Annotated in this window: 20 protein-coding genes; 13 read left to right on the top strand and 7 right to left on the bottom strand. The window is 58.9% G+C overall.

Features of this window, described 5'->3' with window-relative positions; translation table 11 throughout:
• The first annotated feature begins 77 nt into the window (after nucleotides 1-77).
• Both AWM79_RS18125 and cheR read left to right on the top strand, forming a co-directional pair.
• Nucleotides 78-1,004, top strand: a complete 927-nt coding sequence (locus AWM79_RS18125; RefSeq protein ID WP_026013290.1) for a chemotaxis protein CheV — start codon at nucleotides 78-80, stop codon at nucleotides 1,002-1,004.
• 51 nt (nucleotides 1,005-1,055) lie between these two features.
• Complete coding sequence (gene cheR, locus AWM79_RS18120) at nucleotides 1,056-1,883, top strand: protein-glutamate O-methyltransferase CheR (RefSeq protein WP_026013289.1); 828 nt, start codon at nucleotides 1,056-1,058, stop codon at nucleotides 1,881-1,883.
• 176 nt (nucleotides 1,884-2,059) lie between these two features.
• Here cheR and AWM79_RS25065 read toward each other — a convergent pair whose 3' ends face one another.
• A complete protein-coding gene (locus AWM79_RS25065; RefSeq protein WP_156430126.1) occupies nucleotides 2,060-2,293 on the bottom strand; it encodes a hypothetical protein in 234 nt (77 codons plus the stop codon).
• Between AWM79_RS25065 and flgB the strand changes: the two genes are divergently transcribed.
• The 4 genes from flgB to flgE are packed head-to-tail and all read left to right on the top strand — an operon-like array spanning nucleotide 2,258 to nucleotide 5,214.
• Entirely contained in the window at nucleotides 2,258-2,665 is a 408-nt protein-coding gene (gene flgB / locus AWM79_RS18115) for a flagellar basal body rod protein FlgB (RefSeq protein WP_017133031.1), read from the top strand. The two genes, AWM79_RS25065 and flgB, sit on opposite strands and share 36 nt — an antisense overlap.
• A gap of 3 nt (nucleotides 2,666-2,668) precedes the next feature.
• The gene (flgC, locus tag AWM79_RS18110) at nucleotides 2,669-3,109 is read left to right on the top strand and encodes a flagellar basal body rod protein FlgC (RefSeq protein WP_017133030.1); all 441 of its coding nucleotides are present in this window, start codon (nucleotides 2,669-2,671) and stop codon (nucleotides 3,107-3,109) included.
• Between the two features lie 15 nt (nucleotides 3,110-3,124).
• Complete coding sequence (gene flgD / locus AWM79_RS18105; RefSeq protein ID WP_060783449.1) at nucleotides 3,125-3,853, top strand: flagellar hook assembly protein FlgD; 729 nt, start codon at nucleotides 3,125-3,127, stop codon at nucleotides 3,851-3,853.
• A 32-nt stretch (nucleotides 3,854-3,885) separates the two neighbouring features.
• The gene (flgE, locus tag AWM79_RS18100; RefSeq protein WP_017133028.1) at nucleotides 3,886-5,214 is read left to right on the top strand and encodes a flagellar hook protein FlgE; all 1,329 of its coding nucleotides are present in this window, start codon (nucleotides 3,886-3,888) and stop codon (nucleotides 5,212-5,214) included.
• A gap of 183 nt (nucleotides 5,215-5,397) precedes the next feature.
• On the opposite strand, the gene AWM79_RS18095 is transcribed toward flgE, so the two are convergent.
• Nucleotides 5,398-8,304 (bottom strand): ribonucleoside-diphosphate reductase subunit alpha, encoded by a 2,907-nt coding sequence (locus AWM79_RS18095; RefSeq protein WP_017133027.1) that lies wholly within the window; start codon nucleotides 8,302-8,304, stop codon nucleotides 5,398-5,400.
• A 798-nt stretch (nucleotides 8,305-9,102) separates the two neighbouring features.
• Nucleotides 9,103-9,828, bottom strand: a complete 726-nt coding sequence (locus AWM79_RS18090; RefSeq protein ID WP_060783448.1) for a 4'-phosphopantetheinyl transferase family protein — start codon at nucleotides 9,826-9,828, stop codon at nucleotides 9,103-9,105.
• Between the two features lie 201 nt (nucleotides 9,829-10,029).
• Here AWM79_RS18090 and AWM79_RS18085 point away from each other — a divergent pair, with 201 nt between their 5' ends.
• The 3 genes from AWM79_RS18085 (at nucleotide 10,030) to AWM79_RS18075 (ending at nucleotide 14,141) form a co-directional block, all read left to right on the top strand.
• On the top strand, nucleotides 10,030-10,707 hold the full coding sequence (locus tag AWM79_RS18085) for a response regulator (RefSeq protein ID WP_017133024.1): 678 nt from the start codon (nucleotides 10,030-10,032) through the stop codon (nucleotides 10,705-10,707).
• Nucleotides 10,704-12,053 carry an ATP-binding protein gene (locus AWM79_RS18080; protein WP_060783447.1) on the top strand — a complete coding sequence of 450 codons (1,350 nt, stop codon included), beginning with the start codon at nucleotides 10,704-10,706 and terminating at the stop codon, nucleotides 12,051-12,053. Before AWM79_RS18085 ends, AWM79_RS18080 begins: the two co-directional genes overlap by 4 nt.
• Nucleotides 12,054-12,809: 756 nt before the next feature.
• A complete protein-coding gene (locus AWM79_RS18075; protein ID WP_017133022.1) occupies nucleotides 12,810-14,141 on the top strand; it encodes a dicarboxylate/amino acid:cation symporter in 1,332 nt (443 codons plus the stop codon).
• An 86-nt stretch (nucleotides 14,142-14,227) separates the two neighbouring features.
• On the opposite strand, the gene AWM79_RS18070 is transcribed toward AWM79_RS18075, so the two are convergent.
• Nucleotides 14,228-15,364 (bottom strand): catalase family protein, encoded by a 1,137-nt coding sequence (locus AWM79_RS18070; protein ID WP_060783446.1) that lies wholly within the window; start codon nucleotides 15,362-15,364, stop codon nucleotides 14,228-14,230.
• 37 nt (nucleotides 15,365-15,401) lie between these two features.
• Nucleotides 15,402-17,219: a di-heme-cytochrome C peroxidase gene (locus AWM79_RS18065; RefSeq protein WP_425262042.1), complete on the bottom strand. Its 1,818-nt coding sequence runs from the start codon at nucleotides 17,217-17,219 to the stop codon at nucleotides 15,402-15,404.
• A gap of 259 nt (nucleotides 17,220-17,478) precedes the next feature.
• Here AWM79_RS18065 and bamJ point away from each other — a divergent pair, with 259 nt between their 5' ends.
• From bamJ to AWM79_RS18045, 4 genes are all read left to right on the top strand, one after another.
• The gene (gene bamJ / locus AWM79_RS18060) at nucleotides 17,479-18,195 is read left to right on the top strand and encodes a BamJ family beta-barrel-assembly machinery protein (RefSeq protein WP_017133019.1); all 717 of its coding nucleotides are present in this window, start codon (nucleotides 17,479-17,481) and stop codon (nucleotides 18,193-18,195) included.
• 296 nt (nucleotides 18,196-18,491) lie between these two features.
• Nucleotides 18,492-18,947, top strand: a complete 456-nt coding sequence (locus tag AWM79_RS18055) for a YkvA family protein (protein ID WP_017133018.1) — start codon at nucleotides 18,492-18,494, stop codon at nucleotides 18,945-18,947.
• 112 nt (nucleotides 18,948-19,059) lie between these two features.
• Nucleotides 19,060-19,401 carry a helix-turn-helix domain-containing protein gene (locus AWM79_RS18050; RefSeq protein WP_017133017.1) on the top strand — a complete coding sequence of 114 codons (342 nt, stop codon included), beginning with the start codon at nucleotides 19,060-19,062 and terminating at the stop codon, nucleotides 19,399-19,401.
• Complete coding sequence (locus AWM79_RS18045) at nucleotides 19,398-19,769, top strand: hypothetical protein (protein ID WP_017133016.1); 372 nt, start codon at nucleotides 19,398-19,400, stop codon at nucleotides 19,767-19,769. Before AWM79_RS18050 ends, AWM79_RS18045 begins: the two co-directional genes overlap by 4 nt.
• Nucleotides 19,770-19,801: 32 nt before the next feature.
• On the opposite strand, the gene AWM79_RS18040 is transcribed toward AWM79_RS18045, so the two are convergent.
• A complete protein-coding gene (locus AWM79_RS18040; RefSeq protein WP_017133015.1) occupies nucleotides 19,802-21,634 on the bottom strand; it encodes a bifunctional diguanylate cyclase/phosphodiesterase in 1,833 nt (610 codons plus the stop codon).
• 134 nt (nucleotides 21,635-21,768) lie between these two features.
• Nucleotides 21,769-23,853 carry a carboxy terminal-processing peptidase gene (locus AWM79_RS18035; RefSeq protein WP_176987137.1) on the bottom strand — a complete coding sequence of 695 codons (2,085 nt, stop codon included), beginning with the start codon at nucleotides 23,851-23,853 and terminating at the stop codon, nucleotides 21,769-21,771.
• Nucleotides 23,854-23,998: the final 145 nt, after the last annotated feature.

Below are 23,998 nucleotides of genomic sequence, written 5' to 3'. Positions count from 1 at the left end.
CAACATAAAAAGCAAAGCTCGTGCCGTTTACGCTGGAATGCGTGTCGGATTTGAAGCTTGGGTGAGAGGGGGCTGGCATGGCGGGTGTGATGGATTCGGTGAACCAGCGTACACAACTGGTGGGGCAGAATCGCCTTGAACTGCTACTGTTTCGTCTCGACGGCCAGCAGTTGTATGGGATCAACGTCTTCAAGGTACGCGAGGTGCTGCAATGCCCTAAGCTGACCCTGATGCCCAGGTCCAATCCAGTCGTGTGCGGTGTGGCGAATATTCGTGGGGCAACCATCCCGATCCTCGACCTGGCGATGGCCACCGGCTCCGGGGGGCTCAAGGACCGGAGTAATCCGTTCGTGATCATTACGGAGTACAACACCAAGACCCAGGGGTTTCTGGTGACGTCGGTGGAGCGCATCGTCAACATGAACTGGGAGGAGATCCATCCGCCGCCCAAGGGCACTGGACGCGATCACTACCTGACCGCGGTGACGCGGATCGACAACCAGTTAGTGGAGATCATCGACGTCGAGAAGATCCTGGCCGAAGTTTCACCCACGCCCGAGTCGATTTCCCTCGGCGTGGTGGATGTCGAGACCCAACGTAAGGCGGTGTCGTTGCGAGTGCTCACGGTCGATGATTCGTCGGTGGCACGCAAACAGGTCACGCGCTGCCTGCAGACGGTGGGTGTCGAGGTGGTTGCGTTGAACGACGGTCGGCAGGCGCTGGATTACCTGCGCAAGCTGGTCGACGAGGGCAAGAAGCCGGAAGAAGAGTTCCTGATGATGATTTCCGACATCGAAATGCCCGAGATGGACGGCTATACCCTGACGGCGGAGATCCGCAACGATCCACGCATGCAAAAGCTGCATATCATCCTGCATACTTCCTTGTCGGGTGTCTTCAATCAGGCGATGGTGAAGAAGGTCGGTGCCGATGACTTCCTCGCCAAGTTCCGTCCTGATGACCTGGCATCCCGGGTGGTTGACCGGATCAAGGCTGCAGAATAACGGCTCGGGGATTCGTCCCCGGCGGTACTGGCGATTTAAGAGGCGGCATCATTGTCTACGGGTAATTTGGATTTTGAACAGTTCCGGGTCTTCCTGGAAAGGGCCTGTGGCATTCTGCTCGGTGAAAACAAGCAGTATCTGGTTTCCAGCCGCCTCAACAAACTGATGGAGCAGCAAGGCATCAAGTCCTTGGGCGAGTTGGTCCAGAAGATCCAGGCCCTGCCGCGCAGTGGTCTGCGTGAGCAGGTGGTGGATGCCATGACCACCAACGAAACGCTGTGGTTTCGTGACACCTATCCGTTTGAAGTGCTGAAGGGCAAGGTATTGCCGGAAGCGATCAAGGCCAGCCCTGGACAGCGCTTGCGCATCTGGTCGGCCGCCTGTTCATCGGGGCAGGAGCCCTATTCGATTTCGATGTCGATCGACGAGTTTGAGCGGACCAATATGGGCCTGTTGAAGGCGGGGGTGCAGGTCGTCGCCACCGATCTGTCGGGGCTGATGCTGACCAACTGCAAGACCGGGGAATACGACAGCCTGGCCATTGGCCGTGGTTTGTCGGCCGAGCGCCTGCAGCGTTACTTCGATCCGAAAGGACCCGGCCGCTGGGGGGTCAAGGCGCCGATCAAGAGCCGGGTCGAGTTCCGTTCGTTCAACCTGCTGGACAGCTACGCCAGCTTGGGCAAGTTCGACATCGTGTTCTGTCGTAACGTACTGATCTACTTCTCCGCCGAGGTGAAGAAGGACATCCTGATGCGCATTCGCGCAACCCTCAAGCCGGGGGGCTATCTGTTCCTCGGTGCCTCCGAGGCTTTGAACGGCTTGCCGGACCATTACCAGATGGTGCAGTGCAGCCCAGGGATCATCTACCAGGCCAAGTAGCCGCGCAGTACCGATCAGGCCTTGCGCTTGCGGGTGGCCTTGCAGTTGGCGCCGAGACATCCCGAAGGCACCTTCGATACGACCCCGGGCCATCGTTCATTTTCAGTGGCGGCGCCAATGCACGGGCGGGGCGTTGGCGTTCGGTTTTGATGCCTGTAGCGGAGCCTTTGAAGTCGTCATGCGGTTTGCAGGTTTTTTTGCCGCTTTACCGGCACTCGGCGGAAATGCCTTGCCGCTTTTCTGGCATTGCCGCCCTTTGCCCCCTCACAAAGCCTTGATTTACCGCCTTTGAGGAATTGGCATGAGGCTTGCTTTGGTTCTGCCAACGAAAAACCTGTTTCAACGATCAGGTCAACTCTTGAAGGTTTCCCGACATGAGCATCAGCTTCGATAAAGCGCTCGGTATCCATGAGAAAGCCCTGGGCTTCCGTGCCCAACGTGCCGAAGTGCTGGCCAACAACATCGCCAACGCTGACACGCCGAACTACAAGGCTCGGGACATGGACTTTTCCTCCGTGCTCGCCGAGCAGAGCGAAAAGGCCAAGAGCAGCACCTTCGCCCTCAATACCACCAACAGCCGTCATATCGAAGCCCAAGGTCTGGGCGACGGCGATGCGGCGTTGCGCTACCGCACGCCGATGCAGCCGTCGATCGACCAGAACACCGTGGATGCGCAGATCGAGCAATCGAACTATGCGCAGAACGCGGTCGACTTTCAGGCCAGCTTTACCCTGCTCAACAGTAAATTCAAAGGGCTGGTATCAGCCCTGCGCGGAGAGTAAGCCATGTCCCTTGCCAGCGTCTTCAACATTGCCGGTAGCGGCATGAGTGCCCAGACCACTCGCCTGAACACTGTCGCCAGTAACATCGCCAACGCCGAGACCGTCTCGTCGAGCATTGACAAGACCTACCGGGCGCGTCACCCGGTGTTCGCGACCCTGTTCCAGGGCGACCAGAGCGGCGGCAACTCGTTGTTCCAGAACCAGGATGCGGCCGGCCAGGGTGTTCAGGTGATGGCCGTGGTCGAGGACCAGAGCAATCTGGAAGCCCGCTATGAGCCCAATCATCCGGCGGCCGACGCCAAGGGTTATGTCTACTACCCAAACGTCAACGTGGTGGAGGAGATGGCCGACATGATTTCCGCCAGTCGCTCGTTCCAGACCAATGCGGAAATGATGAACACCGCCAAAACCATGATGCAGAAGGTTCTGACCCTGGGTCAGTGATAAAGGGCCACAGCCATGAGTGTTTCCGATTCCATCAGCGGTTTGAGCCTTAACGACATTATCAATGCCTCCAACAACAAGGTGGCCAGTAATAGCAATACCGATACGCTGGGTAGCGCCATTGGGAGTGCCTCCGGTGGTCAGGCCTTGGGCAAGGATGCATTCCTGAAGTTGCTGGTGACCCAGCTCAAGAATCAGAACCCGCTGGACCCCCAGGACAACAGTGCTTTCGTCGCTCAATTGGCCCAGTTCAGCAGCCTGGAAGGCATCACCACGCTCAACAGCAGCGTGAACAACATCGCTGGCGCCTTCCAGTCGTCCCAGGCGCTGCAGGCATCGTCGCTGGTCGGTCGCTCGGTCATTGTGCCGACCGACAGAGCCATGGTCGATACCAGCAAGCCATTTACCGGCACGGTGACGACCCCGGAATCCGTCGACAACCTGACCCTGAAGATCAGCGATTCGACGGGTAAGGTGGTCAAGACCATCGACATGGGTAGCCAGAAAGCCGGCAACGCCGCTTTCGCCTGGGATGGCAAGGACGATTCGGGCGCCTTGCTGGCCAACGGTACGTACACGTTCAGTGCCACTTCGCAGATCGACGGTAAGGCGACCGCTTTGGTTACCCAACTGCCGGCGACCGTCAGCAGCGTAAGCCTGGGGCAGAACGGCGGTGAAATGATGCTTAACCTGGCGGGCTTGGGCAGCATTGCTTTGTCCAAAGTCCAGACCATTGGCCTGTAAGAGCCGATCCACGCGAAACAAAGGAGTGAACCATGTCTTTTAATATCGGCTTGAGCGGTCTCAATGCGGCCCAGAAACAGCTCGACGTCACCGGCAACAACATTGCCAACGTCAACACCACCGGTTTCAAGTCGTCCCGTGCGGAGTTCGAGGACGTCTACTCGGCGACCAAGCTCGGTGTTGCCGCCAAAACCATCGGTAATGGTGTGAACCTGGCTAACGTTTCGCAGAACTTCGGCAATGGGGGTATGACCGCCACCGGTAACGCACTGGATATGGGAATTCAGGGTAACGGTTTCTTCACCCTGAGCGACAATGGTTCGCTGAGCTATACCCGTGCCGGTACCTTCAAGACCGACAAGGACGGCTACGTCACCAACTCCGATGGTACCGCTCGCGTGCAGGGTTTTGCCGCTGACGCCAAGGGCAATATCATCCCCGGCGTACTGACCGACCTACGCATCGACGTCTCGAACCTGCCGCCGCAGACCACCACCACGGTGGGTGCGACGATCAACTTCGATTCGAAGTCGCCGGTGATCAATCAGGCCACCACGCCGTTCGACCCGTCGAACCAGGCGAGCTACACCAAACCATTCAGCTCCGACATTTACGACACCCAGGGCAACAAGCACTCGCTGGACCAGTATGTGGTCAAGACCGCTGCCAACACCTGGAACGTCTATACGCTGATTGACGGGCGCAACCCCGATGGTACGGCGGCAACGGTGCCGACAGTGCCACCTACCGTACCGGCTGCCGCAACCGACCCGGTTCCTGTGCCAATGGCGTTTGACTCCTCCGGCAAGTTGACCAGTATCGGCGGAACAGCCGGCAACACCAGCATCACCGTCACTGGTTGGATTCCTGGCGTGGTGACCAATGGCGTGTGGGCGGCCAACGGCGCAGGTGCCAATCCTGCCGGCATCGCCACCGACTGGTCGAAGACCTCTCAGTTCAACGCCGACACTTCTCGTGCCAACATCATCAGCGACGGTTATGCCACAGGCCAGATCACCGATATCAATATCGATGGTTCTGGCGTCATCTTCGCCAACTTCAGCAACAACCAGCACAAGGCTATCGGCCAGGTAGCGGTAGCAAGTTTCACTAACGAACAGGGTCTACAGCCCAAAGGTGGTACCAGTTGGGTACAGACCTTCGCCTCGGGCCAGCCGGCTTACGACGGGGGAGCGGTCGGTACCAATGGTTCGATCGTTTCCGGCAACCTGGAAGGCTCCAACGTCGACCTGACCAGCGAGTTAGTGGACCTGATCAAGGGCCAGAGCTACTACCAGGCCAACGCCAAGACCATCTCCACCCAAAGCACCATCATGCAGACCATCATCCAGATGACTTGATGCTGTTTTTCTCGCACCGCAAAAGTCCGTTGCCCTTGGGTGGCGGATTTTTTTTGCCTGATGTTTGAGCTGACGCCAAGGTCGCGATTGTGGTTTTTCTGGTGGGCAAAAGAAAACCCCCGCCAGACCCAAGGTCCGGCGGGGGGTTTCAGGTTTGCGCTCGAAGACGCTGTCCCGCTCAGCTTATTGGCAAGCTTCGCAATCCGGCTCATCGATGGCACAGGCCTTTGGCACTGGCGCCGGACCGGCAGGTGCCGATACGCTCGGTGCGGCCAGGACCGAATCGTCGCCGTGGTTGCCACCACTGGAAACAGCATTCAGCTTGCCGGTGTTGATGGTTGACTTTTCGGTGCTGGTCGCAGCCAGGGCACGGAGGTAGTAGGTGGTCTTCAGGCCACGGTACCAGGCCATGCGATAGGTCACGTCGAGCTTTTTGCCCGAAGCCCCGGCGATGTACAGGTTCAGCGATTGCGCCTGGTCGATCCACTTCTGGCGACGGCTGGCGGCGTCGACGATCCATTTGGTTTCCACTTCGAATGCCGTCGCGTAGAGCTCCTTGAGTTCTTGCGGGATGCGTTCGATCTGCTGCACGGAGCCGTCGTAGTACTTCAGGTCGTTGATCATCACCGAGTCCCACAGGCCTCGAGCTTTCAGGTCGCGAACCAGATACGGGTTGATCACGGTGAATTCGCCCGACAGGTTCGATTTCACGTACAGGTTCTGGTAGGTCGGTTCGATCGACTGCGATACGCCGGTAATGTTGGCGATGGTTGCGGTCGGTGCGATAGCCATGATGTTGGAGTTACGAATACCTTTTTGCACACGGGCACGGACCGGTGCCCAGTCCAGGCTTTCGTTCAGGTCGACATCGATGTATTTCTGGCCGCGGGCTTGGATCAGGATCTGTTGCGAATCCAGCGGTAGGATGCCCTTGGACCAGAGCGAGCCCTGGAACGTCTCGTAAGCGCCACGCTCGTCGGCCAGGTCGCAGGAGGCCTGGATCGCGTAGTAGCTGACCGCTTCCATGGACTTGTCGGCGAACTCGACGGCCGCGTCGGAACCGTAAGGAATGTGCTGTAGATACAACGCGTCCTGGAAGCCCATGATGCCCAGGCCGACCGGGCGGTGCTTGAAGTTGGAGTTCTTCGCCTGTGGCACCGAGTAGTAGTTGATGTCGATCACGTTGTCGAGCATGCGCACGGCGGTGTTCACGGTGCGTTGTAGCTTGGCGGTGTCCAACTGGCCGTTGACGATGTGGTTCGGCAGGTTGATCGAACCCAGGTTGCAGACGGCGATTTCGTCCTTGTTGGTGTTCAGGGTGATTTCGGTGCACAGATTCGAGCTGTGGACCACGCCCACGTGTTGTTGTGGGCTGCGCAGGTTGCAGGGGTCCTTGAAGGTTAGCCATGGGTGGCCGGTCTCGAACAGCATGGACAGCATCTTGCGCCACAGGTCCTTGGCCTGGACGACCTTGAACAGTTTGATCTTGTTGTACTCGGTCAGGGCTTCGTAGTACTCATAACGCTCTTCGAAGGCCTTGCCGGTCAGGTCGTGCAGGTCCGGCACTTCCGAGGGCGAGAACAGGGTCCACTTGCCGTCATCGAAGACGCGCTTCATGAACAGGTCAGGGATCCAGTTGGCGGTGTTCATGTCGTGGGTACGGCGGCGGTCGTCACCGGTGTTCTTGCGCAGCTCGATGAACTCTTCGATGTCCATGTGCCAGGTTTCCAGGTAGGCACAGACTGCGCCCTTGCGCTTGCCGCCCTGGTTGACCGCCACGGCGGTGTCGTTGACTACTTTCAGGAACGGCACGACGCCCTGGGATTTGCCGTTGGTGCCCTTGATGTATGAACCCAGTGCGCGCACCGGTGTCCAGTCGTTGCCCAGGCCACCGGCGAATTTCGACAGCATGGCGTTGTCGTGGATCGCGCCGTAGATGCCCGACAGGTCGTCCGGCACGGTGGTCAGGTAGCAGCTCGACAGTTGTGGACGCAGGGTGCCGGCGTTGAACAGGGTCGGGGTCGAGGCCATGTAGTCGAAGGAGGACAACAGATTGTAGAACTCAATGGCACGATCTTCACGCTGCTTTTCTTCGATCGCCAGGCCCATGGCTACGCGCATGAAGAAAATCTGCGGCAGTTCGAAGCGGATGCCGTCCTTGTGGATAAAGTAACGGTCGTAAAGCGTTTGCAGGCCCAGGTAGGTGAACTGTTGGTCGCGCTCGTGGTTGATTGCCTGGCCCAGTTTCTCCAAGTCGAACTCAGCCAGGACCGGGTTCAGCAGCTCGAACTCGATACCCTTGGCGACATAGGCCGGCAGAGCCTTGGCGTAGAGGTCGGCCATCTCGTGGTGAGTGGCGCTCTCGGCCACGGCCAGGAAGCTCAGGCCTTCTGCGCGCAGGGTGTCCATCAGTAGGCGCGCGGTCACGAACGAGTAGTTCGGCTCGCGTTCCACCAGGGTGCGGGCGGTCATCACCAAGGCCGTGTTGACGTCCTTCAGGGCCACGCCGTCGTAGAGGTTCTTTAAGGTTTCGCGCTGGATCAGATCGCCGTCGACTTCTTCCAGGCCTTCGCAGGCTTCGCTGACGATGGTGTTCAGGCGACCCATGTCCAGGGGCGCGACACTGCCGTCGGCGCGGGTGATACGGATCGATGGGTGCGCGTTGACCAGCTCCTCGGCTGGCGAACGAATAGCACGTTCCTTGGCGCGCGAGTCACGGTAGATCACGTAGTCGCGCGCGACTTTCTGTTCGCCAGCACGCATCAGGGCCAGTTCGACCTGGTCCTGAATTTCCTCGATATGGATGGTGCCGCCCGAAGGCATGCGTCGCTTGAAGGTCGCGGTAACCTGTTCGGTCAGGCGTGCAACGGTGTCGTGAATACGCGACGAGGCGGCGGCGGTACCGCCTTCAACTGCAAGAAACGCTTTGGTGATCGCGACGGTGATCTTGTCATCGGTATAAGGAACGACAGTGCCGTTACGCTTGATCACGCGCAGTTGGCCCGGCGCGGTAGCAGACAGATCCAGGTTCGAATCGGAAGTCTGCGGCACAGTGCCCTGCGGGTTCTCGCGAGTTGTGTCGGTTTGCATGGGTGTCTCCACGTTCTTTATGTTTGTTTGGGCACCACGAAGGTGTCCACCGTTCCGTCTTGAAGCACGACAACCGACGAGCGTCGTCGGCCATCACCACTTCAGGACAGCAGGAAGGGAGCTGTGGGCGCCGCTTCCTTGCCGAAATTTCAGCGGCACCGGGCTATGCCCGTTACCGAGTTCCTGATGGGTGACAGTCGTGTACTGCAACACCCGTATCGTTTTCCCACGCAGCAGGGGGAAACGGTCGCCATCCGCACGCACGGTTGGGCTTTCTGAGAATCTGTTTAGTTCAACCCCGCGCAAGCAAGAAAAGAGCTTGAACTTCTCGTTCGAAATGTGTTTGGTTCTTTTGACGGAAAACCCTATATCTAGGGGGTTTTCTGTCGTCATACTACAAGATAATGCGTTTTTGGGGGCGATTGCAACGTGCTACCTGTGGATAAATCTGTGCGTAATTTGTGTATGAAAGCCTGAAAGTACGTGTGGGCCACAGCAGCACTGGAGTGGACCGTTTGTCACTGTTTTTTATCCAGCCCGAGCATGGCCTGGCCGGTTTTTTGCGGGCGCGCACCCTACCACAAAAAATGCGTGTCACCGAGTGCAAATCCCGCTGTGTGTGCTATTGCCGCACCATTGTTATAATCGGCTGATCGCCTGTTTTCATTAGCTTCAGATGGCCACGGCACCAAGAAAATCAGGAACTGCACGAAATGTTTTCGCGTGAAGGCCAAGCCGGCTTTCAACGCCGCATGGGCGAGGGCAGATACATTTCGTACAGGGCCCAACGAGCGGCTATCAGGCCGGGAGGCTGACCAGGCTCAGCAAGTGTTCGTCCTGGAGGCCGAACTGCGCCTGTAGCTCGACGCCATAGTGCCATTCGTCGGACAGGTCAGTCAGCAGGCGCAGGCGCACATGGCCCTGCTCGTCCCACTCCTGCACTTCGGCGTGTTCGAAATAGAAACGTTTGCGCACCAACGGATAGAGGGCTTTGAACAGACTTTCCTTGACGGAAAAGGTCAGGGTCACCAGCAGCGCGATCTGCTCTGTGGGACCTGCGGCCAGGCGCTGTAGTTCGTCAGGGACGAGGATTTCCCCGGCCAGGCGCCCGGCGCGCTCGTGGGACAGCAGGTTTTCCAGGTCCATCCCCAGACCGCGCCAGTGTCGCTTGTCGGCAACGATGGCTGCCGCGCGGCCGTTGCTGTGGGTAATCGAGCCGCAGACATGGCTGGGCCATACGGGGCCTCGGTCTTCGCCGATCGGTGGCACGCAGTCGGTGCCGTCCAGTTGCAGCAGGGCGGTGCGAGCGCAGAGCCGTCCGGCGAGAAATTCGGCCTGGCGCTTGGCGACCGAGCGCTGGATGCTCGCCGGCACTTCTATCCGGCTGCGCTGGAAGTCGTCCACGGCCAGTTGGCTCGGGTTGAAGTGGGTGGCGAGCAGCACGCTATGTGGCACGGCCTCGGGGAGCGGCCAATGCTTATCGAGCGGTGTGCAGCAAGCGGGGAGAGCGGGGAACGGATTCATACCGGGCATTTTGCCGGGTCGAGACCAGACTGGGTAGGGGCAGATCCGATTCAGTCTGTGTTCAGGGCCACTTGGGTACTCTATATCGATGATGATGCGCCGGGTCTGCAGCCGCTGGTTTGCCGTATCTTTTACGAAATACGTTGGCGGGACTGAGTGACCGTTATTGATGAAACGATACCCGGATCGTTGGAGAGCGTTATGAAGTTGCTGGTGGTAGAAGATGAGGCGCTGTTGCGCCATCACTTGCAAACCCGATTGACCGACAGCGGCCATGTGGTTGAGTCGGTCGGCAATGCCGAAGAGGCGGTGTACCAGACCGAACAGTTCAACCATGACCTGGCGGTAATCGACCTTGGGCTGCCGGGCATGGGTGGATTGGACCTGATCCGCAAGCTACGGGCGCAGGGCAAGGTATTTCCGATCCTGATCCTGACCGCTCGCGGCAACTGGCAGGACAAGGTCGAGGGCCTGGCCGCCGGCGCTGACGACTATGTGGTCAAGCCTTTCCAGTTCGAGGAGCTGGAAGCGCGGATGAATGCCCTGCTGCGTCGTTCCAGCGGTTTCACCCAGTCGACGATCACCGCCGGGCCGTTGCTGCTAGACCTCAATCGCAAGCAGGCGTCTCTCGAGGATCAGCCTCTGGCCCTGACCGCCTACGAATACCGGATCCTCGAATACCTGATGCGCTATCACCAACAGGTGATCGCCAAGGACCGCCTGATGGAGCAGTTGTACCCGGACGACGATGAGCGTGATCCGAACGTGATTGAGGTATTGGTTGGACGCCTGCGGCGCAAACTGGAAGGTACCGTGGGCTTCAAGCCGATCGATACCGTGCGCGGCCTGGGCTATCTGTTCAACGAGCGCTGTCGGTGATTCGTTCGCTACGGGTGCGGCTGATGCTGGCCGCCACGACCCTGGCGATTCTATTTATGCTGGCGCTGCTGCCAGCGATGCAAGGGGCTTTCAGCCTGGCGTTGCAGGACTCCATCGAGCAACGCCTGGCCTCGGACGTGACCACGCTGATTTCTGCGGCGCGGGTGGATAACAAGAAGCAGCTGCAAATGCCCGAGCTACTTCCCGATGAACAGTTCAATCTGCCGGATAGCCGCCTGCTCGGTTATATCTTCGACCGCGACGGCCGGCTGGTATGGCGTTCACGGGCCACCCAGGAAGAAAACATCAACTACAAGCCCCGTTATGATGGGCGTGGCAACGAGTTCGCGAAGATTCGCGAGGACAATGGTGGCGAATTCTTCGTCTACGACGTCGAGGTCAAGCTGCTCGGTGGCAGGAGTGCGGCCTACAGCTTTGTTGCCTTGCAACCGATGCGCGAATACAAGATGACCCTCGCCGGTTTGCGCGAGAAGCTCTACCTGGGCTTCGGTGCGGCGCTGTCGGTGCTGTTGGCGTTGCTCTGGATCGGCCTGACCTGGGGCCTGCGGGCGCTGCGGCGCTTGAGCCAGGAACTGGACCAGATTGAAAGCGACGAACTGCAAAGCCTCAGTGAAGAACACCCGCGCGAATTGCTGCGTTTGACCGGCTCTCTCAACCGCTTGTTGCACAGCGAGCGCGAACAGCGCAGCCGCTACCGCGATTCCCTGGATGACCTGGCCCACAGCTTGAAGACCCCGCTGGCGGTCTTGCAGGGCGTCAGTGAAAGCATGGCCCAGCGCCCACGGGATCGCGACCAGGCGTGGATCCTGCAAAGCCAGATCGAACGCATGAACCAGCAGATCAGCTACCAGTTGCAGCGTGCGAGCTTGCGCAAGAGCGGTCTGGTTCGGCATCAGGTCGAGTTACGCCCGGTGCTCAAAAGTCTGTGCAACACCCTGGACAAGGTCTATCGCGACAAGCATGTCCGAGTGGTCATTGATGTACCTGAGTTCAGCCATGTGCCGATCGAGCAGGGAGCCTTGCTGGAATTGCTCGGAAACTTGCTGGAGAATGCCTATCGGTTGTGCCTGAGCCAGATCCGTATCAGCCTGCGCCGCGGTTTGCAGGGCATCGAGGTGTATGTCGAGGATGACGGCCCAGGTGTTCCTCCAGACCAGCGCGCGCGGATTCTCAGGCGCGGCGAACGCCTGGACCGCCAGCACCCAGGGCAGGGCATCGGCCTGGCGGTGGTCAAGGACATCATCGAAAGCTACGATGCCGAACTGACCCTGGGCGACTCATCCCTGGGCGGCGCTTCGTTTCGTATCCACTTCCCGGCGCCTTGACGCTCTAGTCCTGGGCGCGATAAGTGCCCGGTTTCAGCTCCGTATATTTCTTGAACGCCCTGCGCAACGCCAAGGATTCGCGGCCCTCAACTGGTCGGCAGCTCTGCTGCACTGACAGCTCGCGGCGCCCCAGGTGCCGGATGGCGATATCCCGCCGCAACTGATCCTTGGATTCACGGCTGTTTCCAGGTTACTGCAGGGGATCAGCGACTGGCACATCATGGCGAAGGTGCTACTCTGGCAACGGTTCTGGCCGAAGCTGGGGTATTCGTCGGCCAGTTCCAACCACAGGCCTTCGGTACGTTCAGCCGTTCGGGGAGACTGCCAACCATTACAACAATCCCGAACAGCAATGGTCCCGCCGCCGGGCGCCATCCAGGGCAGCATGGGCGAGGTGGCTGGCAACGCGGCGTTCTCGCATTGGCAGTGCTCTGGCCCATTGAATGGTGGATCTTGGCCGGAGATATCCGCCATGAATACGGCGGATATCCGCCAAAATCGCTGGCTGTCAGGAGTGGAAGGGCGGAAAACCGCCATATGGGCTAGGAAGGCAGGCTGACAGAAGGTCGGTGAAGGCCTGATGGCTAAAGGCTTTGTCGGAATCTTCCGAAAGTGGCGCGAGCTTTGCAAGTAGGTCAGAGTCTGCCCCACGCAGTTCGACAAACAACAAATCCCTCCAGTGAAGGAGGGTTCGTGCTTCAGGTTGTGTATCTGTCAGTTGGATGACAGCTGTGTGATCTCTTGAGGAACTTTGCAATGACGACTCGTCAGCCACTGTACAAATCCCTGTATTTCCAGGTAGTCGTAGCGATCGCTATCGGCATCCTGCTCGGTCATTTCTATCCCCAGACCGGCATGGCTCTCAAGCCACTGGGTGATGGCTTCATCAAGTTGATCAAAATGGTCATTGCCCCGATCATCTTCTGCACGGTGGTCAGCGGCATCGCTGGTATGCAAAGCATGAAATCGGTCGGCAAGACCGGCGGCTACGCGCTGCTGTACTTCGAAGTCGTCTCGACCATCGCCCTGCTGATCGGCCTGCTCGTGGTGAACGTAATCCAGCCGGGCAGCGGCATGAACATCGACGTCACCACCCTGGACGCCTCGAAAGTCGCTGCCTACGTTTCCGCCGGTGCCGACCAGAGCATCGTCGGCTTCATCATGAACGTGATCCCGAGCACCATCGTCGGTGCGTTTGCCAACGGCGACATCCTGCAAGTGTTGATGTTCTCGGTGATCTTCGGTTTCGCCCTGCATCGCCTGGGCGCCTACGGCAAGCCGGTGCTGGACTTCATCGATCGTTTCGCCCACGTGATGTTCAACATCATCAATATGATCATGAAGCTGGCGCCGTTGGGTGCGCTGGGTGCGATGGCTTTCACCATCGGGGCTTACGGTGTCGGTTCCCTGGTGCAACTGGGCCAATTGATGATCAGCTTCTACATCACCTGCATCCTGTTCGTGGTGGTGGTACTGGGCTCCATCTGCCGCGCCCATGGCTTTAGTGTACTGAAGCTGATTCGCTACATCCGTGAAGAGCTGCTGATCGTACTGGGCACTTCCTCTTCGGAATCGGCGTTGCCACGCATGCTGATCAAGATGGAGCGTCTGGGTGCGAAGAAGTCGGTTGTCGGCCTGGTGATTCCAACCGGTTACTCCTTCAACCTCGACGGTACCTCCATCTACCTGACCATGGCGGCGGTGTTTATCGCCCAGGCGACCAACGCCCACATGGACATCACCCACCAGATCACCCTGTTGTTGGTGCTGCTGCTGTCCTCCAAGGGCGCCGCGGGCGTGACCGGTAGTGGTTTCATCGTTCTGGCCGCTACCCTGTCCGCCGTCGGCCATTTGCCGGTTGCCGGCCTGGCGCTGATTCTGGGTATCGACCGCTTCATGTCCGAAGCCCGCGCACTGACTAACCTGGTCGGTAACGCCGTGGCTACCGTGGTCGTGGCCAAGTGGGTCAATGAACTGGATGAAGATAAGCTGCACGCGGAACTGGCTTCCGGTGGTCGTGGCATTGAAGACGAGCGTGTACTGGATGACCTGGACGTGGCCGAAGGTCAGGCCTCAAGCGTCAAGTAAGATCAGTGGCTGAACGATAAAGCCCATCTTCGGATGGGCTTTTTTCATGGTGCGCCCGGCAGGGCGCGGAGACTAAAGGATCATCGCTATTGTTCGGCGTTACGGCTATGCCGGTAATCGCTGACTGCCTCATACACCGCCTTGCGCAAGCGGTTGATCCCACCAATCGGTCGATGAGCCTCCAGGCCGTACCAGGGGTTGAACGACTGGTTGTCACAGGCGATATTCTGCGCTGGCGTATCGAAGTCCTGGGCCGGAAGGTGGACACGTGCGACAGTCTCGAACGGTGCATCGCTTTCCTTCCATTCGACGCTGGTGTCTTCGAGCGGCATGTATTTGTTGGCGTTCTGGAGCTGGATCTGCAGGACGAAGCAGGCCGGCATGCGGTCCGTGGATAGCTGCTGGACCAGGGCGCTGCGCAGGAAATTCGGCAGGTCCTGGTTCTGCTTGGGTAATGGGTATTGCGGACAACTCTGGGGATCGGGAGCCACCCGGAACTTGGCGTTGGCGCTGCCGAACTTGTACGGCGATACGGAAAAATAGGTCGTCCGGGTCGGGCTTTGCGGTGACGGCGCCAGGGTCGCCAGGGCGATGAACAGATGGCGGATCTGCCAGCCGCTGGGGTTCCAGCTCGGGAAAAACGCCAGGACCTTCTTACCATCGGCCTGGGCGCCGATATTCTGTTGATACTCGGCGACATCGCTGACAAAAAAGTTGGGGTGGCTGAACATCACGAAATCTTGTTCGTGGCGACCCTGTTGCCCCGTCAGCAACTGCTTGCCGGGGACATCCATCAACTTGATCGCCATGCCACGGGCATCGCGAATGCTGTCGAACTGCGGGTAGGCGTTGCCATTGGACAGGCGTATCAGCGCCTGCCAAGTCTTGCCTGGCTCGGCAAACACGCCCTGACGTAGATCGCCTCGCAGGTCATCGACTACCTGGACTTCGGCCTTCACGCAGCCATGGGCCTTGGCATGGGCATCGCGCAAATAACGCGTGCCTTCGCGGTGCTGGTCGACGATGCGCACGGCGGTCTGGATGATGTCCTGGGTCATGGCCGATTCACCGGCAGGAACCTGCTCTTCGGTCGATACCGGTCCACTGTGGCGCCAGGCGTACCAACCGGTCGACAGCCCCCAGCCGAGCAGCCCGAGGCCGGCCAGGACCAGCAGGGTCTTGCCGAGAAAGGTGCCAAGGCACAGCCAGAGTCGCTTCAACATGAGGACATCCTTTTAGTGTGATCGTGAGGGCGCAGGTTCATGGCAGTTGCTGCTCCAGTGGTCCGCCCAGCACTTTCAGGTATTCGAGCAGGGCCCAGCGCTCTTGCGGCTGCAGCAACCGGCCGATCACCCCATTACCGCGTTTGCCAGCGCGAAATTCATGGCCGCTGTTGTGGTTGCCGCTGATCTGGGTATCGAACAGGAAGCCGTTTTCGAAGGCCTCCTGGCGATAACCCAGGTGACGTGGATCGTATTCGAAGGTCCCTCTGTAAAAGGTGGTGGCGCGTTCATCCTGAGGGGAAAGCAACTGATAGAGGCTTGGCACCGAACCGTTGTGCAGGTAGGGCGGCGTGGCCCAGACGCCCGCCAGCGGTCGTGCCTTGTAGGCCCGTTGTTCGAGTACGCCGATGGGCAGGCCGAAGCCGTCTAGTCGCGGACGCTCGGCGGGGGTGACTTGGGCATCGCGATAGGCACGTTCTTCGACGAATGCAGTGACATAGGCCAGGCCTTTGGCGACTGACAGTTGTGCCATGTCCAGTGGCAGGTCTGGCTTGGGGTGCAGTTGCACGGGCAGTTTCGCCAGTTCCGCCGGGTCCCATTGCAGCGCGCTCAGGTCATAGCGCTGGTCGGCGATATTGTCGGCGGTGTTTGGGTCGGTGCCGATTGCCGCGACCGGAATCGTTTTCAGGTGCTGTACCGGCCGACCATTTTCCTTACTGATCGACGGTACATGGCAGCCGGCGCAGTTCTCGGCAAATAGCCCTCGACCCTGGGCAGCTCGTGCCAGATCAACCTTGCCGAACAGGTCCTCGGGCCATGTTGGCGGTTTGAGACGTTGCAGGGTTTCCTCGATCTTGTACAGGTCGCGCACCCGCACACTGGAGGGATAGCGGGCCGCGCCCTGCAGGGGTTGGCCGTTGGCATCGAAAAAACTCAGGGTGGCGCCGACGCCCAAGGCTTCGCCGATATTACGCGCCATGGGTTGCTGGGCCGAAGCAGTCCACTGGACCCAATCGAAGGTCCAGATATCCCACAGTTGCGGGTAGTCCACCGGAGCATCGGCCACCCGGTAATTCTTGTCGGAGATGGCATCGCCGAAGCTGGCATTGGCGATTCGGCCGAAGGCGTCCGTGCGTCCCGGGCCTTCGAGGGTCGGATACAGGCCGCGATGGGTATCGTTCCAGGCAACATGCAGGAAGGTGTCCAGGGACTGCTTGATGGCGGTACGCAGTTCGGCGTGGCGAGCCTCATAGGCGTCGCCAAGGACCTGACGGGCGAAACGCTCGAACTTCCACGGGTTGTAATAGGTAGCAGCGAGGCTGGCGACCAGCGCCTGACCAAAGCTGCCGCCGCGTAGGGTCGGTACGCTCGAAGGCAGGACATGCTGTGCCGAACCGCCGTCGATCCGCAGCGCTTGCCCTTTATAGCGCAATTCGCCGGTGTGGCAGGCGGCGCAGGTGATATCCAGGTACTGGGCGTCGCTACCGGGATTCTGGTGACGGGTAAAACCTACCGGTAGGTTGCCGGGGTTGTCGGTAGTGGCCTGTTGCTTGGGGTCGATCAGGAAACCGAAACGCGCCAGGTATTGCGCAGTCGCGAAGCGCTGTTCGGAGAAAGGCAGTTCCAGGGCGGTGAACCATTCATAACGCAGGCCTTTCACCTGAGTGCCCTGGGGGGTGTAGTAGAAGGTCTGGCGGTCGGTCGGGCTCCATTGTTCCAGGTAGCGAACCTGGTCCGCCGGCATGTATGTCGGCAGTTTCGGATTGGCGATGTAGTACAAAATCACCACGAGGCCTAGGCCCAGCAGGAGTATCAGAGCCAGTAACACACGGTAAAATATGCGCAAGATAACCATCCTTGTCGAGTTGTCCTGCTCTTATGCCTGAGCCATGGTCAGGCAGCAAGTGGCCGCGATGCTCGTCAATGCTGGCCCCTTGTCGGGAGAGGGTGGCGAGCCGGTACGTAAACTGAACGTCAGGGCGTTGAAAAAAGCCCGAAATGGCTGAACTTATTGACGCTTTACCGCTCTCATGCCCATAGCCATTGGTCGTGGCGGCCTGATAAGCTCGCGGCTTTACTCGATTGCCCTTTAGGCGCATGAACAAGGAAATAGCATGAAACAGCATCGGTTGGCGGCGGCGGTTGCCCTGGTAAGTCTGGTACTTGCGGGCTGCGATTCGCATTCCAGCGTAGAGCTCAAAACCCCGGCGCAAAAAGCTTCCTATGGTATCGGCCTGAACATGGGCAAGAGCTTGGCCCAGGAAGGCATGGATGATCTGGATTCCAAGGCCGTCGCCCAGGGCATCGAAGATGCCATCGGCAAGAAAGAGCAGAAGCTCAAGGACGACGAACTGGTCGAAGCCTTTGCCGCACTGCAGAAACGTGCTGAAGAGCGCATGGCCAAGCTGAGCGAGGAATCGGCAGCCAGCGGCAAGAAATTCCTCGAAGAAAACGCCAAGAAGCCAGGTATCGTGACTACGGCTTCCGGCCTGCAATATGAAGTCGTCAAGAAAGCCGACGGTCCTCAACCCAAGTCCACCGACGTGGTGACGGTGCACTACACCGGTAAGCTGACCAACGGCACCACCTTCGACAGCTCCGTTGATCGCGGCAGCCCGATCGACCTGCCAGTGAGCGGTGTGATTCCGGGATGGGTCGAAGGCCTGCAATTGATGCACGTTGGTGAGAAGTACAAGCTGTACATCCCAGCAGACCTGGCTTACGGTGCACAAAGCCCGAGCGCGGCAATTCCAGCCAACTCGGTGCTGGTATTTGACCTGGAACTGCTGGCGATCAAGGATCCGGCCAAGGCCGACGAAGCCGCCAAGTAATCTGGTCGTGCTTGTGCCAACGCCCCGTCTGACGGGGCGTTGTCGTTTCTGCGTCTTGATAAAGCGTGAGAAATCGAACGCAGACGAGTCAGCGTAGTCTTAATCTTGAGCTAATTGACTCGGTCGTAGACTCATGCCAAGTCAATGAAATTGTGGGTTTTTTTTGTGAGTAAAAAACGCCCGATCTGAGCCGGACCCTTGTATGACGGGGCTCTTAGCTAAAAAAAGTGGCTCTGTTCACAAGGTTATCCACAACTTGTGTGGATAACCTGATGCATCCGCCCGCTGGAGTGATAATGAAAGCACCCTGGAGTTTTGCGCGTTTCCTGCCATTGGCTCAACGCTTGTTAGTGCGTGGCCGTTTGCCGACGCTATTGTTCGCGGTGGCGAGCAAAAGTGCCCGGCAAGGTGGACAGTGGGGTAAGTTCAAGGAGGATCTAAAACTGCTCCAGGTACTGTGCTTGACCTACTGGCGCGGTGAATATCGAGCGATCAGTACCAAATCGATGATCACCGTCGTGGCTGGCCTGCTGTATTTTCTCAGCCCCATCGACGCCATACCGGACGTCATCCCGGTGTTCGGCATGCTCGATGATATCGCAGTGCTGGCTTGGGTGATGAATACCCTGGACCAGGAATTGAATGCTTTTCGGGCCTGGCGCCAGCGTCAGATGCCGGAACAATTGCAGGTCGCCGAGCGTTTGCCGGACACGCCAGAGCAATTGCAGCTTGAGCACAATAAAAAAAGTTAATCCAAATCCAGTTGTTCGATGAACAAGCACACTAGCGACCCTGGCGGCTGTTAATATTAAGCTACAGGAAAGCGCTGACTCGCTATGTGTAATCGTCCTACTGGGTGTAGTAATGGATCTTCAAATAATTACCCGTGATGGCGAACCGGAGTATGCGGTTCTCCCGTGGGCTCAGTATCAGGCCTTGCTTGAAGCGGCCGGTTCGCTCAGCCAACAATCTTCTCCAAAACCGTGCGCTACAGCTGTTGCCCCGACCCTGGCATTGCCGGCGTTCGAGCAGTTGCGCAGCCTGCGCGAAGCCAAGGGACTGACGATTGAACGTCTGGCCCGGACCGTCGGTATCAGCCCTTCGTACCTGGGGATGATCGAAAGCGGTGAGCGCGAGCCCGACGCCGCGATTCGCCGCAGTCTGGCCTGGGAGCTGGGCTTGGCCGGCTGGGAGGGTGCATCGTGAGCGTGCGAATCAGTCGCCAGCACTGGGATGGTTTGCTCGGTGAACTTGATCAGGCCCGTCGCCAGCGTCATTTATTGACCTATCGCGCGCTGCTCGAGCGCTTGCAATTGCCGAGCCCGGCAATGCAGACCCTGACGGCAGCCTTGGAGCACCTGGCGACACTCGATGCGAAAGCTGAACAGCCGTTGCGCAGTTCGTTGGTGATCAGCCAAGGCGCCAGTCGCCTGCCGCGCACCGGCTTTTTCGAGTGTGTCGAGCGCCTTGGACGTTTTTCCGGCCCGTCCGACGGCGTAGCGGCAGCGTCCTGGCATGCCTCGGAAGTGGTGCGGGTGTTCGAGTACGATTATCCAGAGTCTGCGAAGGCCTGAAGCGAGTGGCCTGTACGGTTAGTGGTCGATTGCTAGGGCAAGGCCCGGGCCGGTGTGGCGCTGTCGTTGGAGGGCTCATTGGCCGACAAGGGGCTCTGCGGTGCCACGGCGATCAGCTCCCGGCTATCGATCACATGGATGCTGTGGCCCGGCACGGTCTTGGCGTGGTGCTTGGCTTGGGAGGCGAGTTCCGCCAACTGGCTGGCATCCAGCAGGTCACAGGATTGCGGTTGCAGATGCACCACCCCAATGGACAGTGATAGCAATGCAAACTCCTGCCGTTGGCCCTGGCGATTGGAGGCGACAAAGCAGCCTGCATTCAGGTGTTCGGCGCGGTAGAAGCGCCGGCACTGGTTCTGGAAGTCTTCCAGTAGCTGATTCAGGCGCTTGCGCCAATCCTGCGACCCCAGCACTAGCATGAAATCATCGCCGCCGATATGACCGACGAAATCCCGACTCGGATCGACACGATCATTCAGGCATTGCGCCAGGCACAGCAATACTTCATCGCCCCGGCCATAGCCATAGATATCGTTGAAGGGCTTGAAGCTGTCGATGTCCACATAACAAATCACCGATTCGCACTGTTGCTGCAGCAAGCGCGTCAAGCACTGTTGGATCGGCACGTTGCCGGGCAGCAACGTCAGCGGGTTGGCGTAGCGGGCCTGCTGGATCTTCAGTTCGGTGATCAGTTTGAGGACATCGATGACCCGTCCCAGGCCCAGGTAGCAGCCATGGAGGGTGATGATGAAGTCTTCTTCGATGCGTTGTCGCGCACGACCGGTCAGCAACCGGCTGACTTGCTGCAGCGATTGGCTCAGCTCCACGGCGAGGAAGTCATCGCTCATCAGTCGGCTAATGGGCTTGCGGGCGAACAGGTCGGTGGCAAACGGCTTGAGCAGTGCATCCGATAGCGAGTATCGATGCACGATGCCGCGGGGCCGTTGCTGCTCGTCCAACACTGCCAGGGAGTTGAGGTTGGCCTGGCGACGAAAGGCTTCCAGCACGGTTGCAATAGGCGTGTTTTGGGTGACCGCCGGTTGCTCGATGAGCAACGCACTGAGGTCACTGCCTTCCTCGCTCAGGGCGATGGAGGTATTTTCCAGCTTCGGCAGCAACGCGCGGGCGTCCTGCGGTGGCTGTTCCTGGGGCCGACAAAGCAGATAGCCCTGGACCAGATCGACGCCCATGTCGGTGAGTACCGCCAGTTCTTCCGGTAACTCGATGCCTTCGGCGATCACCTGGGCCCGCGAGGCTTTGGCGATTTGCAGAATGGAGCCGACGAACTCGCGCTTGAGGCTGTCCCGATGGATACCGTCGATGAAGTGTCGGTCGATCTTCACGTAGTCCGGGCGCAGCTCCGACCACAAACGCAGGCTGGAATAACCGGCACCCAGGTCATCCAGGGCAATTGAGAAACCCATGGCACGATAGTGATGTAGGGCGTTGTGCAGTAACTGGAAATCGTCGGTCGGCGTTTGTTCGGTGAGTTCGATGACTACGTTGCTGGGATCGATACCGAAGTCCTGGAGTAGCGTGAGGGTTCGGCCCGGTTGGTGGGTCGGCTCCAGCAGAGATTCGGGCGAGACGTTGAGGAACAGCTTACCCGGCAGTTTTTGCTCGCTGAAGCGGCGGCAGGCGCTGAGCCGGCAGGCCATTTCCAGCTCGCTCAGGCGCCCGGCCTGGCGGGCCACGGCGAACAGGCTGATGGGCGAGTGCAGCGGACTGTTGGAAGGCCCGCGACTGAGGGCTTCATAACCGACGATACGTCTTTCGGACAACGAGATGATCGGCTGGAACAGGCTGTGTAGACCACTCTGAGCCAGGATTGAACTCAAGGCGTTCAGCTGTTCGGTCATGGTCATGGCAGTCTCTGATGATAAAAAAGGACGGGGCGCGGCTCTTGATCCAAGAGCCGCGCCCAATCCTTATTTCACGACAGAGTGATGACTGTTTGATGACGCTCCGAAGAGCGATCACATTAAATTGCCATTATCTATCAATGCTTGGCCACGGCGGTATTCAAGCGCAGGTAATCCAGCAGGATTCGTCCGGTTTCGCTCAAGTAGGCGTCGTCTTCCGGCTTGGCTTTCTTGTCTGGATCAGGCGGCAGCGCGTCTTCGTCCTCTTTCTTCAGTTCCTTGAGGGCGTCTTCGCCTTTGGCTTTGCGCCGGGCGTTTTCCATGGCCAACTGCTTGGCATCGATATCAGCGCGCTGGGCGCGACGGTCAGCCTCATTCAGGCTTACGGTCTTTTCCTTCATCAATTTCTCGGCCAGGGCTAGCTTGTCGCGAATGAAGATGAACTCCGCATCTTTCGACGCACGTGCATCGTGGTCGGATTTGAGCTGCGCCAGGAACGGCTTGAACGGATCCAGCGCCGGTTTGATCGACGGACGAATGGTGTCCCAGGGCATAGCCTCCGGCAGTGCGCTCTCGCCGATTTCCTTGGTATCGATGATCGATGGGAAATCGACGTCAGGCAGTACCCCCTGATGCTGGGTGCTTTGCCCGGAAACCCGGTAGAACTTGGCCAGGGTCAGTTTCAGCTCGCCATGGTTCAGTGGCTGGATGGTCTGCACGGTGCCTTTGCCGAAGGTCTGGCCACCGACGATCAGCGCCCGGTGATAGTCTTGCATGGCGCCAGCGAAAATCTCCGAGGCCGAGGCGGACAAGCGGTTGACCAGCAACGCCATTGGCCCTTTGTAGAAGGCGCCGGGGTTTTCGTCTTCAAGCACGTCGACCTTGCCATCGGCGTTACGTACCAGCACGGTCGGGCCTTTGTCGATAAACAGGCTGGTCAGCTCCGTAGCCTCCTGCAAGGAACCGCCGCCGTTGTTGCGCAAGTCGATGACCACGCCATCGACCCCTTCCTTCTGCAATTCGCCCAGCAGCTTCTTGACGTCGCGAGTGGTGCTCTTGTAGTCCGGGTCGCCGGCACGGAAAGCCTTGAAGTCCAGATAGAACGCGGGAATGTCGATGACGCCGAGTGTGTAGTCCTTGCCATCCTGCTTGAGGTGCAAGATCGATTTGTTTGCAGCCTGGTCTTCCAGTTTCACCGATTCACGGGTGATGGCGACAATCTTGCTGGTCTGGTCGCTCGGCGCGTTGCTCGCTGGAATCACTTCCAGGCGAACCACGGAGCCTTTCGGACCACGGATCAGCTTGACCACTTCGTCCAGGCGCCAGCCGACCACGTCGACCATTTCCTTGTTACCCTGGGCGACACCAATGATCTTGTCGGCCGGAGCGACCTGCTTGGTTTTGTCGGCCGGGCCCGAGGGGACAAGACGCACGATCTTGACCTGGTCGTTGTCGCTTTGCAGCACGGCACCGATCCCTTCGAGGGACAGGCTCATGTTGATGTCGAAGTTTTCCGCGCTATCGGGTGACAGATAGTTGGTGTGCGGGTCGTAGGACATTGCAAAGGTATTGATATAGGCCTGGAAGATATCTTCGGCCCGGGTCTGGTCCAGGCGCGTCAACTGGTTTTTGTAGCGCTTGACCAGCAGTTCCTGGATCGCCTTGGGTTCCTTGCCGGCGATCTTCAGGCGTAGCACCTCGTCCTTGACACGCTTGCGCCACAGGTCGTCGAGTTCGGCGGTGCTCTTGAGCCAGGGAGCATCCTTGCGATCGATCAGCAAGCTTTCCTGGGCGGTAAAGTCCAGCTTGTCCACGCCTTTGTTCAACTCGGCGAGGGCAAAGTCCAGACGGGCCTTGACCCGGTCCAGGTAACGCTTGTAGATGGTGAAGCCGGCTTTCAGGTCGCCACTCTTGAGGAAATCGTCAAACTGGGTTTTCCATTTGTCGAATTCACTGATATCGCTGGCGAGGAAGTAACTGCGCGATGGATCGAGCAGCTTGAGGTAGCTGTCGTAGATGATCGCCGAACGCGCATCATCGAGCGGCGGCTTGCTGTAGTGATGGCGCTTGAGCAACTCGACGACGTTCAGGCTGGCAATCACCTCGTCGCGGCCGGGTTGAAGATTGTCCCAGCTATTGGCTGCGAACGTATTGGCCGAGAACGCGCAAACGCCAAGGCCAATGAAAAGAGCCAGTGCGGTGCTGGGGAACAAATGCTTCATGCTGAGTCGACGCGGGGACAATTGATCACGCATATTAGGCCGTCTTTAAAGTCGCCGGTTCCGCGGGACGCGTACCAAAACTGCACTGGCAAGTTTTCGTACGACCCTCGGACCGGTCGCATAATGCAAAAAGCCCGGCGCTACA

It is taken from the genome of Pseudomonas agarici (assembly GCF_001543125.1).
Taxonomy (GTDB): Bacteria; Pseudomonadota; Gammaproteobacteria; order Pseudomonadales; family Pseudomonadaceae; genus Aquipseudomonas; species Aquipseudomonas agarici.
The sequence above is the reverse complement of the archived record's forward strand: the minus strand, read 5'-3'. Positions and strand labels throughout refer to the sequence as shown.